General features: G+C 60.4%; 11 protein-coding genes. 6 read left to right on the forward strand and 5 right to left on the reverse strand.

The window, feature by feature from the left end; genetic code table 11:
- Window positions 1-617, forward strand: a 617-nt coding sequence (locus tag HB393_RS23890; protein ID WP_213807738.1) for a GNAT family N-acetyltransferase, incomplete at its 5' end; no start/stop codon positions are given.
- Window positions 618-1166: 549 nt separating this feature from the next.
- Here HB393_RS23890 and HB393_RS23895 read toward each other — a convergent pair.
- Entirely contained in the window at window positions 1167-2162 is a 996-nt protein-coding gene (locus HB393_RS23895) for an alpha/beta fold hydrolase (protein WP_213807739.1), read from the reverse strand.
- 460 nt (window positions 2163-2622) lie between these two features.
- Here HB393_RS23895 and HB393_RS23900 point away from each other — a divergent pair, with 460 nt between their 5' ends.
- The gene (locus HB393_RS23900; RefSeq protein ID WP_213807740.1) at window positions 2623-3078 is read left to right on the forward strand and encodes an MEKHLA domain-containing protein; all 456 of its coding nucleotides are present in this window, start codon (window positions 2623-2625) and stop codon (window positions 3076-3078) included.
- Between the two features lie 45 nt (window positions 3079-3123).
- Here the strand turns inward: HB393_RS23900 and egtD are convergent, their stop codons facing one another.
- The 3 genes from egtD to HB393_RS23915 all read right to left on the reverse strand — a co-directional run bounded on the left by egtD (window position 3124) and on the right by HB393_RS23915 (window position 6460).
- Complete coding sequence (gene egtD / locus HB393_RS23905) at window positions 3124-4149, reverse strand: L-histidine N(alpha)-methyltransferase (RefSeq protein WP_213807741.1); 1026 nt, start codon at window positions 4147-4149, stop codon at window positions 3124-3126.
- Window positions 4150-4298: 149 nt separating this feature from the next.
- On the reverse strand, window positions 4299-5639 hold the full coding sequence (gene egtB, locus HB393_RS23910; protein ID WP_213807742.1) for an ergothioneine biosynthesis protein EgtB: 1341 nt from the start codon (window positions 5637-5639) through the stop codon (window positions 4299-4301).
- Window positions 5640-5731: 92 nt separating this feature from the next.
- Window positions 5732-6460, reverse strand: coding sequence for a VIT1/CCC1 transporter family protein (locus HB393_RS23915; RefSeq protein ID WP_213807743.1), 729 nt, complete (start codon window positions 6458-6460; stop codon window positions 5732-5734).
- Between the two features lie 192 nt (window positions 6461-6652).
- Here HB393_RS23915 and HB393_RS23920 point away from each other — a divergent pair, with 192 nt between their 5' ends.
- The 4 genes from HB393_RS23920 to HB393_RS23935 all read left to right on the forward strand — a co-directional run bounded on the left by HB393_RS23920 (window position 6653) and on the right by HB393_RS23935 (window position 14337).
- Window positions 6653-7459, forward strand: a complete 807-nt coding sequence (locus tag HB393_RS23920) for a DUF5666 domain-containing protein (protein WP_213807744.1) — start codon at window positions 6653-6655, stop codon at window positions 7457-7459.
- The gene (locus tag HB393_RS23925; protein ID WP_255551562.1) at window positions 7389-11108 is read left to right on the forward strand and encodes a carboxypeptidase-like regulatory domain-containing protein; all 3720 of its coding nucleotides are present in this window, start codon (window positions 7389-7391) and stop codon (window positions 11106-11108) included. The genes HB393_RS23920 and HB393_RS23925 overlap by 71 nt, the downstream gene beginning before the upstream one ends.
- Window positions 11109-11124: 16 nt before the next feature.
- Window positions 11125-13320 carry a VWA domain-containing protein gene (locus HB393_RS23930; protein ID WP_213807745.1) on the forward strand — a complete coding sequence of 732 codons (2196 nt, stop codon included), beginning with the start codon at window positions 11125-11127 and terminating at the stop codon, window positions 13318-13320.
- Between the two features lie 204 nt (window positions 13321-13524).
- Window positions 13525-14337: a tetratricopeptide repeat protein gene (locus HB393_RS23935; RefSeq protein ID WP_213807746.1), complete on the forward strand. Its 813-nt coding sequence runs from the start codon at window positions 13525-13527 to the stop codon at window positions 14335-14337.
- Window positions 14338-14341: 4 nt separating this feature from the next.
- Here the strand turns inward: HB393_RS23935 and HB393_RS23940 are convergent, their stop codons facing one another.
- Window positions 14342-14509, reverse strand: a complete 168-nt coding sequence (locus tag HB393_RS23940) for a DUF5522 domain-containing protein (protein ID WP_213807747.1) — start codon at window positions 14507-14509, stop codon at window positions 14342-14344.
- Window positions 14510-14519: the final 10 nt, after the last annotated feature.

Here is a 14519-nt window from a genome sequence, read left to right on the forward strand (position 1 = left end):
GGGAAGCAATGACCAGGGAAGGCTCTCAGTTCTCTCACTCGGCTAGATCCAGATGTTTTCCAACGAAGCACGTCGATATTCTTGTGTCCATGACCGAAGCCAACGCTTTGCAGTTGACGTTTAGGGATCTTATCGAGGATGACGCGGCGGCGGTTTTGGACCTCGTTCGTTCTGTTCTTGAGGTTGCGAAGAGGACGGTGACTTCTCGTGAAGAATTCACCATCAGCGAGGTAGAAGAGCGCACGTATCTTCGGACCTTCCGGACTAGCGGATGCAACCTGGCTCTCGGGGCTTTTCATGATGAGAGGCTGCTTGGCGTGCTGTTTATGGAGCAGCTTCCAAAGCTTAGGAATCGCCATCGCGCCACGCTTGGCATGAGCGTTCACCCGACGATGTGGTCGCGCAAGATAGGTAGTCGTCTCCTACAGAATTTATTGGGTCGGTCTGAAGTGCTTGACTGCTTTCATCAACTGGAAGCATCGGTTCTATCGAACAACGTCGCTAGCCAACGAATTTTTAGATCCGCTGGTTTCCAGCAGATTGGTACAGTTCCAGAGGCCGTCTTGCTGGATGGAGCCTATCTCGACGAAATCTTATTTGTTCTGAAGCTTAGGTGAGTGGGCGAGGTTATTACTGCGAAAACAGATTGTGTTTCCCACCCTTCGCAAAAGCGCGAAGAATGGGGCACCCGGGCTGTTTGGGTTGGGGAGGGCAACGCGTAAAACAAACAACTGCAAGTGCAACCGCAACTACAACTACAACTACAACTGCAACTGCAACTACAACTGCAACTGCAAAGACAACCGCAGGTCCTTCGACTGCGTAACTCGCGATGAAGCTGCGAGTTACTTCGCTCAGGATGACAAATTTTGTGGGATGTTTGTGTTAATGGCGTGGTAGGGAGGGGTTGTGGTTCCTCAGCCATCTTGCGATTAGGCGATCTCAGGATGGGTGGTTTGTGTTTGGGTGTTCTTTTTCGTAGAGCTAAAGCCGTGCGCTAATCCTGACTGCAAATGCAAACGCAACGGCAATTACAAGAACAACTACAACAGCAACTGCTAATACAGGGGTCCTTCACTGAGTGAAGGATGATGGGTGCAAGAAGCAACAGCAACGGCGAAGTTCAGTTTCTCCGTTAGTCCGGCTTCTTCCTTTAGCTTCTCCCTTTATTTGTGAGTTGCCATCATGGAGAGCCAGGCTGCCTCCGATGGGAGGTCGTGGGTTTGCCAGCCGAAGCGGGCATCGAGCCAGTCGAGGATGACGTCGGCGATCTGGTCGCTGTTGCGCTCCATCATGAGCATGTGTCCGTTGCCTGTGATGCCGTAGTCGGGCAGCCAGGCGAAGTTTACCGAGGCGCCCTGTTCTGCGATCCAGTCGGCTATGGCTTTGTCTACGTGGCGGGGGTGGTCGAGATCTTCTCCGCCGGTGACGACCATTACAGGCTTCCCGATGAAGCAGGTTGTGTCTTGTACGCGCAGCTGGGAGCCGTAGACGTTCAGCCGCTCGTGCAGCAGGCGGAGGCCGGTGTGGGTCAGCAGGGCGGTGTATGAGACGAGTCCTTCTTTGGAGAAGTGGCGGCTGCCTCCTACAAAGTGGGTCGCGGCGAACTCGGGGGTGGCCAGGAAGGCGTTTTCTTTCGGGAAGTTCGAGATGCGGAACGGTGTGCGGATCAGCAGGCCGTCTTCGTTGTCGCAGAGGACCTCGGGCTCGGGATGGATGTTGCCGGGAGGCGCGGGCGCGATTGCTACGTGGGCGAGGATGTTGTCGCCGCAGAGCTCGGTGAGTCTCCAGCCGAAGGCGCTGGACATGCCGTGGCTCAACAGGATGACCGGTCTGTCGAGGTGGGAGAGGAGCGAGCACAGGGCCTGGCAGACGCGCTCTCCGGTGAGGATGCTCAGATCGAGCGCGCCGCTGCGCCCGTGACCGGGCCAATCCGGCACGGCGACGGTGTAGCCGCGGGATGCGAAGTGGTAGGCCCAGCCGGGTAGACCTTCGGCTGTTCTGAGGTAGCAGGTTCCGGTGTGAGCGCCGCCGTGAAGCATTACGATGAGCGGCTTCTGCTCGGAGTCTTCGAACTCGTCTGGACTCTCCTCTGGGGTGAGGAGATCGAAGTAGATTGATACGGGACGGGTGACAAAATCGACGCTGTGGTTGATCTTCATGCGTTTCCCCTTACGGCTCTGTGGGCTATTTTTGAACTCTCTACGTTATGGGTGTGGGTATGGGTTATAACTGTGGCCTCGCGTGGAGGACTTCCCTCCCCCGCTTCCTTCTGGGTTGTCGAACAGGGTGTGGTGCCCGGATGAACCGTTCTGCTATCGATGTGTGGCCTGTTTACGAGGGCTCATCATCGAAGTGCCGGAGTGAGACTGGCTCCCGGGCGGGTGCCTTGTGTATGCCGTCTTCCCGACATTGAAGCGATTTTCTAGTACTCCCTGCTCAACTTCTTGAGTAGGAAACACTGGGTGTTTCGGTTTATTCCGTAGGTTGGGGCTGTGAGAGGTTCTCCATTTTATCGATAAGTGGCGTTGGACTAGATGCTTCTGACTAAGTGCGGATGGGTCAAGGTTTGAGAGGTGGAGGCCCGTTGCGGGCGGCGTGGAGGAATTGAGATACTGATCTATGGACTTACGTTACGACCAAGCGTTTTACGAGTTACTGTCGGGTAGCTTTGAGAGACTGGTTCACCGGCCTTTGGTGCCGAGTGAGGTTCGCCCGGAGGATGCGGCGCGGTGGCTTTATGAAGATGCTCCCTTCGGAGTGCTCGCGCACAATACGGCGGACGATCCCATTTTTGTGTATGGGAACAAGACGGTGCAGGAGCGGTTCGAATACTCCTGGGAGGAGCTGACCGCGCTGCCGTCGCGCCTCTCGGCAGAGGCACCTGAACGGAGTGAGCGGCAGAGGTTTCTCGATGAGGTGCAACAGAATGGGTTTGTTGCGGGCTATCGCGGGATCCGCATTACGAAGTCCGGGAGACGATTCTGGATCGAAGATGCGATCGTGTGGCAGCTTACGGATGGTGACGGGATCTATCGGGGGCAGGCTGCGCTTTTACCGCGGACTTCGGATCTGTAAGGCGTCATAAGGGCGGCTCTCCTATAGGGGTACAGGAGAGCTGGGTTAGAGCGCGGTGGCCAAGGTGACAGCGAAGAGGTGGTTGGGGTCGTGCCAGGTCTGGGAGGTGGCGAAGCGAGATTGGGACAGCAGGGACGAGATGGCGGCGGGGGAGAACTTGTGGCTGTTCTCGGTGTGGATGGTCTCGCCCTGGCGGAAGTGAAGGGTGAGTTTGGGGGTGGTTGCGGTGGCGGGGATGGTTACGGTCTGGGGGCGGAGGGATTCGAGGTGCATCTCGATGCGGGACTCGGTGGGGTTCCAGATGGCCTTGTGGCCGAAGGCGGCGATGTTGAAGTTGGCGCCGAGGTCGCGGTTGAGGCGGGTGAGGACGTTGAGGTTGAAGGCGGCGGTGGTGCCGGAGGCGTCGTCGTAGGCGGCGAGGAGGTCAGCGGTGGTCTTGTGGGGGCCGGGCGCGAGGTCGGTGCCGAGGAGGAGCACGTCTCCGGGCTGAAGCTGGTCGCGGAGGTTGCTGAGGACGTCGACGGCGTCGGTGGGGGAGAAGTTGCCGATGCTGGAGCCGATGTAGAGGGCCAGGGTGCGGGTGTTGGGGAGGCGGTCGAGGGGGAGCGGCTCGCGGGTGTAGTCGGCGACCTGGCAGCGGACGGTGACGCCGGGGATGTTGGCGAGGATGTTCTCGGAGGCTTCGGCGAGGGCGGACTCGGAGACGTCCACGGGCTGGTAGACGATGCTTCCCTGCTGGCGGACGGCGGCGGCGAGGAGGATGCCGGTCTTGGTGGCGGTGCCGGCGCCGAGCTCGATGAGGGTGAGAGCTGGAGAAGAGGCGAGGTCGCTGGCGGCGGCGTGGCGGATGATGTCGTCGGCGTAGGTGGTGAAGATGCCGCGCTCGGTGCGGGTGAGGTAGTACTCGGGGAGCTGGGTGATCTGCTCGAAGAGGCGGGAGCCGGCTTCGTCGTAGAAGAGCCAGGGAGAGAGGGTCTTGGGGTTGGCGGTGAGGCCGGCTTGGGCCTCGCGGGCGACGGCTTCAGAGGTGGCGGTCAGGAGGGGTTCTGCTGCGACGGTAGATGATGACACGTAGGTTCCTCTGGAGTGCGTTGCGACGTGGCGACGGCTACTTCAAGGCTCTGGCTCCACCGCTGTCTGATTGTGATGCATCCGAGAGAGGATTTCGACCTATTTCTTCCTCTATTCCCGGATGGGTCTTGCTGGCTGGTGGAGATCCGTTAGGTTGTTCCTGGGTTGTCTGGGTTATCTGGATTGTCCTGGGCCAGGCGGAGGCCGGAGAACTGCCAGCGGGTGGCCGGGGAGAAGAAGTTTCGGTAGGTGGCTCGGATATGGGTGGTAGGCGTGCCGCAGGAGCCTCCGCGGAGGACGACCTGGGAGGACATGAATTTGCCGTTGTACTCGCCGAGGGCTCCGGGGAGGGGTTTGTAGCCGGGGTATCCGGTGTAGCCGGACTGGGTCCACTCCCAGACGTCGCCGTAGATCTGCTGGAGGCCGGGGATGGAGGCGGCGGGGATGGGGTGGAGGTGGTTGGACTCGAGCAGGTTGCCGTGGTGGGGCTGCTGGGAGGCGGCGTGCTCCCATTCGAACTCGGTGGGGAGGCGGTAGCCGGCCCAGCGGGCGTAGGCGTCGGCCTCGAAGAAGCTGAGGTGGCAGACGGGGGTCTCGGAGAGGTCGGAGAGGGGGATGAAGCCGTGGAGGGTGTAGACACACCAGCCGGATTCGGTGGCGTTGTCGCGCTGCCAGTAGAGGGGCGCTTGCCAGCCCTCGTTGCGGATGGTGGTCCAGCCCTCGGAGAGCCAGAGCTCGGGGCGGGTGTAGCCGCCTTCTTCGATGAAGGCGAGGTACTCGGCGCAGGTGACGAGGCGGGTGGCGAGGGAGTAAGGGGCGAGGAAGACCTGGTGCTGTGGGGTCTCGTTGTCGAAGGCGAAGGTGTTGAGGTCGGCAGGATCTGGGGTGACACCGATTCGGGTCAGACCGCCGGGGAAGGCGACCCAGTCCTGCGGAGGCGCAGGGAGGTTGCTGGCGGTTAGGGGTGGAGCTTCGAGGTAGGCGGGGTGGAGGGGGTTGGTGAAGAGGGCGTGCTTGACGTCGGTGGCGATGAGCTCGAGGTGCTGCTGCTCATGTTCCAGACCTAGGCCGATGCGGCGGGCGGCTTCGTCCTCGATGGGGTGCTCGAGGAGGCGCGCGATGGCGGTGTCGACGTGGGTGCGGTAGGCGAGGATTGCGTCGAGGGGCGGTCGGGAGAAGGAGGCGCGGAGCTTCTTCTCCGGCATGTCGCCGAGGGAGTTGTAGTAGCTGTTGAAGAGCCACTGGAAGTCAGGGTGGAACGGCTGGTAGGCAGCGACGAACTCGCGGAGGACAAAGGTCTCAAAGAACCAGCTGGTGTGGGCGAGGTGCCATTTTACAGGGCTGGCTTCGGGGGAGGACTGGACCATGAGGTCTTCAGGCGACAAGGGGCGGCAGAAGTTGAGCGTGGCAGCGCGGACCGACTGGAAGCGATCGAGAAGGGAGATCGCAGCGGGGGTAGAGGAGGCTAGGGTTTCTGCGATAGGTGTCATATCGGCTCTCGTGAGTAACTCAGATGTGATGCCATTGTAGGGCGGTTCGTTGGTTTATTTTGCTCCTGCATTCGCTCTTGCGTTATGGAGCCTTATGAAATATGGCTGGCGTTGAGGAGGCGAGCGAGGAGGTAGGCTGCGGCGGCGGCGATGCCTCCGATGAGGATAGTTTGAGTGGCGCTGCGGAGCCAGCCGGTGCCGACGAGCTTGCCTTTGATGGCTCCGAAGAGGGCGAGGGCGATGAGGGTGATGACCACGGAGAGCTTGAGGGCCTCTGCGCTGTCGTGCACGAGCATGTAGGGCAGGAGCGGGACGAAGCCTCCGGCGATATAGGCGATAGCAATCGTGAGGGCGGAGCGGTAGGCGCGGTTGGGGGACGGCTTCTCCAGGCCGAGCTCGAAGCGCATCATGAAGTCGACCCAGGCGGTGGGGTTCTGCTTGAGTGCGTCGAGGACGGGGGTGGCGGCGGTACGGTCGACGGAGTACTGCTGGAAGATCTCATAGATCTCCTCTTCTTCGTCGCGGGTGCGGTCGACGATCTCGCGCTCTTCGCGGAGGCGCTCGGAGGTGTAGTGTTCGGCGTCGCCGCGGGCGGCGAGGTAGCCGCCGAGGCCCATGGCAATGGAGCCGGCGGCGATCTCGGCCAGCCCGGCGAGGACGACGATGTGGGAGGAGGCGATGGCTCCGGAGAGGCCAGCGGCGAGGGCGAAGGGGACGGTGAGGCCGTCGGAGAGGCCGATGACGACATCGCGGACGGCCTCAGTGGATTGAAAATGCGTCTCGTTATGGGTGTTACCGGGGCTGGGAGCGACAACGTGCATGCGGGTAGTGTAGTGCAGGGGTGGCGGGAGATTGGTCTGACCAGGGCTGAAGAATTTCGGGGTGGAAGCGTCTTTCGGAGATGGATCGCGTCTGTATGAGCACAAGGAGCTATTTTTCGGATAGCGGCGGATGGTGTAATCCCTGAGGGAAATCGGGACGAGTTGGGGTGGGCCCGAGAGAGCGAGATACGTATGAAGGCACGACTGATTTGGGTTTGGTTGGCGGTGATGGCGACTCTCACGGTTGTAGCTGGAGCGCAGGCGCCTGAGGGCGGCGGTATTGGATCGGGAAATGGCCGGGGGCCGGGGGCGTTTGCCGGGGGGCAGATGGTTCGGGGGACGATCACGGCGGTGGCGGCGGACAGGCTGACGGTGAAGACGGAGGAGGGCGAGGTGTATCAGGTGACCGTCACCGATAACACCCGCCTGATGAAGGCGCGGCAACCGGTGAAGGTCGCGGAGATCAAGGTGGGAGATGGCGTGGGGGCGATGGGAGTGCTGGATGCTCCGACGAAGACGGTGCATGCGGCGATGGTCATGGTGATCGACGCAGAAGAGGTGAAGAAGGCGCGGGAGGGGATGGGCAAGATTTATATCATCGGGAAGGTGACGGCGATCGATGAGGTGAAGTTGACGATCCTGCGGACGGATGGGGTGAGCCAGGTGATCGAGGTGGATGAAGGGACCTCGTTCAAGCGGGGCGGGCGCGGCGCGATGATGATGAATGGCGGTGGAATGGGGATGATGCCGCGGCAGGGTGGAGACGCTCCTGCCGGTGGGACTCGGCCGGGTGGCGGCGGGGAGAGCATCACGCTGGCGGATGTGAAGGTAGGCGATATGGTTGGCGGTCAGGGTGCGGTGAAGCATGGAGTGTTCGTGCCAACGGAGCTTGGGGTGATGGACCCGGCGGCGAGGCGGCGGAGGCCGAATGCGGATGGAAGTGCTCCGGCTGCGGCTCCTGCAGCGGGTGGGGCGGCGGCTGCTCCGCCGGTTCAGTAGGGGCTGGGGGATTGAAGGTCATTTCGGGAATGAGGGATATGTGCGGCGAGTGAGATTTCCTGTCGGTGCAAGTGTATTCGTGTTGGTCGTAGCGGCTGGTTCGTATGGTTGGGGACAGAGTGCGGAGCCTGCTGCGGGACAAGCTCCTGCTGCGGTTCAGGCTCCGGCGGTTGAGACTCCAACTGTTCAGGCTCCGGCGGCTGCTCCCGCTGTCGCGGCTGGGGGGGTGATTCGAGGGACGGTGAAGGCGGGTGTGATTCCGTTGCCGGGCGTGGCGGTGACGGCGACGAATACGCTGACGGGCAAGAAGTATGCGACCAGCACGGATGTTACGGGAGCGTTCGCGATGGCGATTCCGCGTAACGGCCGGTATGTAGTGAAGGCGGATCTGGCGGCGTTTGCTAGTGTGACGCAGGAGGCGGTGATCAATGCTTCTGGAGAGAATGGCGGGAAGCCGGAGCAGGTGGTGGAGTTTGGATTGCAACTGGCTTCGCGGGTGGAGCAACAGCAGCAGAGCGCGGCTAATACTGCGGCTGGCGGGCGGGCGAGCTCTTTGGTGCGGGGGACGCAGTCGCTCAGTCTGACGGGGGGCGAGGCGGATCTTTCGGATGCGAGCGCCGGGGCTGGCAATGCGGGGGCGCAGTTGCCTTCGCTGGCGGGATTGGGTGGGGGTGATGCTGCGGCTACGGACTCGGTTGCAGTGAGTGGGCAGGTAGGGCAGACGAATGGGTTGGCGAACTTCAACGAGGATGAGATACGGCAGCGGATTGGCGATGCCATGGCGCAGGCGCAGCGGCAGGGTGGAGCGCAGGCGGATATCGCCAATGCCGTGGTGGGGATGCTGGGCGGGATGATGGCTGGCGGTGGGCCGGGTGGATTTGGTGGGCCTGGCGGGTTTGGAGGATTTGGTGGCGGAGGACGAGGTGGCCGGGGCGGTGGTGGAGGGGGAGGCGGAGGCGGAGGCGGGTTTCGAGGGTTCAATCCTACACAGCCGCATGGGTCGATTGCGTATACCGGGGCGAACGCGGCTTTGAATGCGACTCAATATTCGACGACAGGCATTCCTATTCCTAAGCCACCTTCGAGTACGAATACGTTGATTGCGAGTTTTACGGGGTCGCCTTATATACCGGGGCTGACGAAGCCGAATCCTAAGCAGTTTGTCTTTATCAGCGTGCAGGGGACGAGGAGTACGCTGCCTTCGAATACGACCGCGGTTGTGCCGACGGTGGCGGAGCGGCTGGGAGATCTATCGGCTGCGGGTACGGTCTACGACCCGAGTACGGGACGTCCGTATGGAGCGGTGAATTGCCTGCCGGCTTTGTATGCGATCAATTCGGCGCCTACGGCTTGCATTCCACAGACGGAGATTAGCCCCTCGGGGCAGGCGCTGTTGAACTACTATCCGCTGCCGAATATTACGCCGACGGGATCGCAGAGCAACTTCCAGACGATTACGAATGCAACGACGCACACGTCGCAGGCTTCAGCACGGTTCAACCGGAGCTTTGGTGATACGCCGATGTTTGGCGGAGGACGGGGCGGCGGAGGTGGTGGGGGAGGACGCAGGCAAGCGCAGAACGCTCCGCTGGCGTTGCGGCAGAGTATTGCGGAGAGCTTCGCGTATAGGCACACGGCGAGTAGCTCGCAGAGCTTTTCGCCTCAGCTTGGCGGCCAGTCGGAGAGTGATGGATACAGCCTTTCGAGTGCCTATACGATTGGGTATGGCAGGATGAACAGCACGGCGACGCTGTCGTGGAACCGGTCGCGCAGTACGGGATCGAACTTCTTTACGAATACGGCGGTTAATCCGGCGGCGGCAGCGGGGGTGTTTGTGGCTGATCCGACGATCTATGGCAACCCGTTTTATTTTGGCGTGCCGTCGGTCAACCTTACGCAGTTCAGCGGGCTGAGCGATGTGACGCCGAGCGATAAGGTGAGCCAGACGATCTCGTTCTCGGACTTTGTGTCGTACCGGTTCAAGAAGCACAACGTGAGGGTGGGCTTCGATGTGCGGCGCATCCATGCGGATTCGATTGGCGGGACGCCGGTGCTAGGGTCGTTCTCGTTCTCGGGGTTTGCGACTGAGAATCCCGCGCAGCAGGCTTGCGTTCCTTCGAGCACGCAGCCTTGCAACTTCGCTGCCAGCGGATCGCCGGTGGCGGACCTGTTGATTGGGTTGCCGCAGCAGACGAGTGTTCAGGCGGGGTTGAACAAGATCTATCTGCGGGCCAACGCACTGGACTGGTATGTGCAAGACGACTTCCGGGTGAAGTCGAATGTGACGCTGAACATCGGGATGCGGTGGGAGTATTTTTCGCCGTATGTCGAGAAGTACAACCGGCTGACGAACCTGAATCACAATGCCGACTTTACCTCGATCTCCGAGGTGTGCGCGACGGTGGCGGCGGGATGCACGGTGGGGTCGCCGCGGTCGCTGGTGAATCCGGATAAGACGATGTACTCGCCGCGGCTGGGGATTGCGTGGCAGCCGAAGAGCAAGTTCACGAAGCAGACGGTGGTGCGGGCGGGGTATGGGATCAACTACAACACGGGGCAGTATGCGGCGTTCGCGCAGTCGCTGGCGTTCCAGCAGCCGTTCGCGGTGACGCAGACGAATACGCTGACCTCCGGCGCGAGCCCGACGACGTGCACCACGGCGAATATGACGCTGACTCATGGGTTCAACTGCTCGACGCAGACGACGCAGAGCAACTATGCGGTGAACCCGAACTATCGGCTGGGGCTGGTGCAGGTTTGGAGTTTGGATATTCAACGGACGCTGCCGGAGGGGATTGTGCTGAACGTCGGGTACAACGGCGGGATGGGCGGGGATCTGGATATTGTGCGGGCTCCGAACCGGACTGCGAGCGGGGTGCTGAATCCGGCTTCGGGGCAGTTCCGTTATGAGGACTCGCTGGGGTTCTCGCGGATCAATGCATTGGCGATCAATGCGAGGAAGCGGCTACAGAAGGGGATCTCGCTGCAGGCTACTTATACGTATGCGCACTCGATCGATAATGCTTCTTCGATTGGACAGGGGACGAGCTCTATTGCGCAGAATGACCTGAATCTGCAGGCGGAGGAGAGTAACTCCACCTTCGATATTCGGCATAAGGTGACGGGCAATTGGATCTACGAGCTGCCGTTTGGGCCGAACAGGGCGTTTCTGAATAAGGGCGGCGTGTGGAGCAAGATTCTGGATGGGTATTCCATCTCGGGCGATTTTACGTTTGCTACGGGGCCTTATGGGACGCCGGTGTTTGCGGGGACGGCGGCGGAGATTGCTTCGGGCGCGGGGAGTTCGCTGCGACCGAATCGGGTGCTGGGGCAGTCGATTGTGGGGGCTGGGACTTTGAAGAACTGGTTCAATCCTGCGGCATTTGCTGTGCCGGCGGCGGGGACCTATGGGAATGCTTCGAGGAATTCGATTCAGTTGCCGGGAACGGTGGCGATCGACGGCTCGCTCTCCAGGACGGTGCCGCTTGGCGATACGCGGAGCTTTGAAGGACGGATCACGGCATCGAATGCGCTGAACACGGTGCAGTATTCGGCGGTAGGCACGACGATCAATTCGCCTAATTTTGGGCAGGTGCTTTCGGCGGCGTCGCCCCGGCAGTTGACGTTTGTGGCGCGGTTCAGGTTTTAAGGGTTAGGGAGTGACGATGCTAGAGCGTTTGGTGGCTGCAAGAGGATGGATCGCGGCGATGCTGATTGGGGCGATGGGGCTCGCGCCTTTGGGTGCGTTGGCGCAGCAGCAGGGTGGGGATGGGACGTTTACGTTGAAGGTGCAGACGGATATCGTGCTGACGAATGTGGTGGTGCGGGATAAGAAGACGGGTGAGGTGGTGAAGGGGTTGAAGGCCAGCGACTTTACGGTGATGGAGAATGGGAAGCCGCAGAAGATCGCCAGCTTCGACTATCAGAATGTCGATGAGGCCGCGGTGCTGAATGAGAAGAGCACGGTGAGTGGGAAGGCTTCGATTGCGGATCTGCTGAACAGGAACCTGGCGGCGGATCCAGCGCAGTTGCGGGATCATCGGTTGATTGTGATGTTCTTCGATCTGAGCAGCATGCAGCCGGAGGATATCGATCGCGCGGTGGAGGGAGCTAGGGATTACATCCAGAAGAAGATGCAGCCGGCGGATCTGGTGTCGGTGGTGAGTCTTGCGACTGGGTTGAGTATGGATCAGGATTTTACGGCGGACAAGGACGCTCTGCTGAAGGCGGTGAACAAGTACAACGGGAGCGAGTCTACGGGGTTTGCCCTGGGCAACGAGGGCGGAGTGACAGATGGGACCGCGGATGACTCGTCTTCTTTTACGGCGGATGACAGCGAGTTCAACGCGTTGAATACGGATCGTCAGTTGTATGCGATTCGGACGATTGCGCGATCGCTGGAGCGGGTGGACCAGAGGAAGAGCATGTTGTACTTCTCGGGTGGGCTGACGCGGCAAGGGATCGAGAACCAGGCGAGTATGCGTGCGGCGACGAATGAGGCCGTGAAGGCGAACATGGCGATCTATAGCGTGGACTCGCGGGGGCTGGAGGCGCTGCCTCCAGTGGGGAATGCTTCGACGGGGAGTCTGCGTGGGACGGCGGCGTATAGCGGGGCGGCGATGCAGAACCAGTTGAACTCGAACTTCAGCTCGCAGGAGACGCTGGGAACGCTGTCGAGCGATACGGGCGGTAAGGCGTTCTTCGATTCGAATGACTTTGCCCCGGCGTTCCAGCAGGTGCAGCATGATACGGAGGCTTACTACATTCTTGGGTTTCGATCGACGAATCCGGCGCGGGATGGAGGGTATCGGCGGCTGACGGTGAAGCTGAACCGCACGGATGCGAGGATGGACTATCGGCCTGGGTACTATGCTCCGGCGGACTTTCAGCACTCGAAGACGGAGGATCGCGAGATCCAGTTGACGGAGCAGTTGCATAGCGATCTGCCGGCTACGGATGTTGCGGTGTATCTGCAGGCGCTTTACTTCCGGCTGGATGAGAACCGGTTCTTTGTGCCGGTGTCGCTGATTGTGCCGGGATCGCAGATTCCCTTTCTGAAGAATGGAGATCGCGATAAGGCGAACATCGATATCCTGGGGCAGGTGAAGAATGCCCAGGGGATTGCGGTTGGGAATATTCACGATACGGTAAAGCTGGCGCTGGATGCGACGCAGCAGGTGCAGAGGAAGAATATCCAGTATTCGACAGGATTTACGTTGGCTCCGGGAAAATATCACCTGAAGTTTGTGGTGCGGGAGAATCAGACGGGGCGGATGGGAAGCTTCGAGACGGATCTGCAGGTACCGGATATGAAGAAGGTGGCGCTGAAGCTGAGCTCGATTGTGATGTCGAGCCAGCAGACTCCTAATACGCAGAAGGGTGGTCCGGGAGGGACGAATCCGTTGGTGCGCGATGGGGTGGAGTGGATTCCGAATGTGCCGCATGTGTTTCGGCAGGACCAGCACCTTTATTTTCTGTATGAGGTGTACGATCCTTCGCGGCAGAAGGATGCTCCAGCGCAGGCTCCTTCTCCGGGGCTGGTGCGGCGGACGACCGGGCCGGTGAAGGTGTTGACGAACATCGAGTTCCTGATGGGTGGGGTGAAGGTATATGAGACGGCGCTGGTGGAGGCGACCGCGGTGAATATTCCGGAGCGGGGAGCGGTAGCGTTTCAGTTTGATGTGCCGCTGACTCAGTTGAAGCCGGGGACGTATGTGTGCCAGGTGAATGTGATCGACGATGCGGGAGGGAGTTTCAGCTTTCCCCGGTTGGCTTTGAAGGTGCAGGGAATGGCGGTTCCGGCGGTTGCCCCGGTGAGTACGCTTCCCGAAGCGCCTGCGCGAGGAGTGCCTGCGACGTAGGTGGCCTTAGGTCGACTGAATATGTATCGAATTTTGGTAAAACCTGTATAGACGGGCCTTGACAGTGGTAGAGGGCAGGAGGAAGATGATGGCCGAACTCCTAAGGGGGTATCTGTCATGTGTTTTCCGGGGCATCACTTCCCTGCTGTACTTTCCTCCCTTTTCCTGGGTCTTCTCGCTCTCCCTGTCTCAGCCCAGCAAAATATGAATCGTAGTGTCGGTCGAGAGCTGGCGCACCAGAGCCCAGAGTGGGCGAGCATCCAACAACATCTTCCTGATCCTGCTACTGCAACTTCGCAGCAGATGGAGTTGCAGGCGGACATCCTCAGGGCTCGACGGTTTCCAGAGGATGCGTTGGAGTTCTATGGCTATGCGTTGAAGCGTGGTGGCGATCCGGGACCGCTCTACAAGAAGATGGGTGTGTCGCAACTGGAGCTGAGGAATACGGTTCTGGCGGAGATGTACTTTCTGAAGGCGGTGAAGGTGAACCGCAAGGATGCAGAGGCGTGGAACAATCTGGGGGCGGTCGATTACATCAGCCATCAGTATGGGGCGGCGGTCGATCACTACAAGAAGGCGATGAAGCTGGATAAGAACTCCGCGATATATCACTCCAACCTGGGGATGGCTTACTTCGACCAGAAGGAGTACAAGAAGGCGCGCAAGGAGATTGCAACTGCGCTGAAGCTGGACCCGGATATCTTCAAACCGAAGTCGAATGCGTCGGGGGTCTCGGCGCATGTCCTTTCGCCGGAGGACAGAGCGCGATTCTGCCTGGAGATGGCGAAGACCTATGCAGCGGCGGGCAACGATGCGGAGATGATCCACTCGCTCTCTATGGCAAGCGAGAATGGGATGGACCTGCTAACAGAGATGGCGAAGGACAAGATCCTCGCATCCCTGAGAGACGATCCTCGCGTTCTGGTGTTGGTCCAGAACCAAAAGGCGTTACGTGCCGGTCAAGCGGGATTGACGCAGGTCGGAGCGGTGGAGCCTTTGGCTGCTCCTGTCCAGTAGCTATTTATTTGTAGGGGCAGTGGCGGCAGTCGGAGTTGCAGCAGTAGCCGCGCTTGAGGTGGTAGGCGGCGGTGAAGACGAGGTATGGGCCTTCGTAGTAGAAGTCTTCCGGCGCGAGGGTGGGGGCTTCGTCTTGCGGCTGCGGAGGCGCGGGTTTGGGGGCGTCTGGCATTAGGCGGCTG

Origin of the sequence: Granulicella sp. dw_53, assembly GCF_018449545.1 — a bacterium.
Lineage (GTDB): Bacteria > Acidobacteriota > Terriglobia > Terriglobales > Acidobacteriaceae > Edaphobacter.

Bases quoted from the DNA above. Each gene is read 5' to 3' on its own strand.
- HB393_RS23900 (WP_213807740.1), top strand. From the start codon at position 2,623: ATGGACTTACGTTACGACCAAGCGTTTTACGAGTTACTGTCGGGTAGC.
- HB393_RS23920 (WP_213807744.1), top strand. From the start codon at position 6,653: ATGAAGGCACGACTGATTTGGGTTTGGTTGGCGGTGATGGCGACTCTC.
- HB393_RS23915 (WP_213807743.1), bottom strand. From the start codon at position 6,460: ATGCACGTTGTCGCTCCCAGCCCCGGTAACACCCATAACGAGACGCAT.
- HB393_RS23930 (WP_213807745.1), top strand. From the start codon at position 11,125: ATGCTAGAGCGTTTGGTGGCTGCAAGAGGATGGATCGCGGCGATGCTG.
- HB393_RS23940 (WP_213807747.1), bottom strand. From the start codon at position 14,509: ATGCCAGACGCCCCCAAACCCGCGCCTCCGCAGCCGCAAGACGAAGCC.
- HB393_RS23935 (WP_213807746.1), top strand. From the start codon at position 13,525: ATGAATCGTAGTGTCGGTCGAGAGCTGGCGCACCAGAGCCCAGAGTGG.
- egtB (WP_213807742.1), bottom strand. From the start codon at position 5,639: ATGACACCTATCGCAGAAACCCTAGCCTCCTCTACCCCCGCTGCGATC.
- HB393_RS23895 (WP_213807739.1), bottom strand. From the start codon at position 2,162: ATGAAGATCAACCACAGCGTCGATTTTGTCACCCGTCCCGTATCAATC.
- HB393_RS23925 (WP_255551562.1), top strand. From the start codon at position 7,389: ATGCGGATGGAAGTGCTCCGGCTGCGGCTCCTGCAGCGGGTGGGGCGG.